At 37.6% G+C, this 548-nt stretch carries 1 pseudogene; it reads left to right on the forward strand.

Going from position 1 to position 548, the window contains the following annotated elements:
• Positions 1-200: 200 nt before the first annotated feature.
• Positions 201-548, forward strand: a pseudogene (locus ACRCJ0_RS19005) (dihydrolipoamide dehydrogenase); the annotation flags it as partial.

Here is a 548-nt window from a genome sequence, read left to right on the forward strand (position 1 = left end):
GTACACCTCCCTAATGTAATCATAGTTATCATTATAGCAACAATTCACGGGAAAAACACGGATAGGTCGCAATATTATTAGATTTTTAAGACCTTTAATTTGTGGTGCGGGCAAGAAGTGAATTCCTATTCTATAAGCACTATAATTAAAAGATAGGTCGAATAATGATATAATAAGTTATATTGATTGGAGGGACGGATATGGAAAAACTCATTTGGACCGGACTTGATGAAAAGGCCTTTAAACCTTACAAGTCTTGGATAAACAAAGGTAGTCCAGGTATCTGTGGCACCTATTGTGCTGCGGTATTAACACACTTTACAGTGCTTAGGGACACCAACCATTGGATGGCTAAACAGGACCTAATTAATGCCTTTAAAAAAGTTGTCGACGACTACCACCTACATAATGGGACTTTTTATTGGAATGTGGAAACAGGCTTAAATTCGGTATTCAATTTCGAAAATTACCGTGCGAAATCAGGCTTGTTACCGGATATTGAAGTACCTAAGTTAATTGACCAATACCAAGCACCAGTCATCGTTGGT

Source organism: Aerococcus sp. L_32, assembly GCF_050689315.1.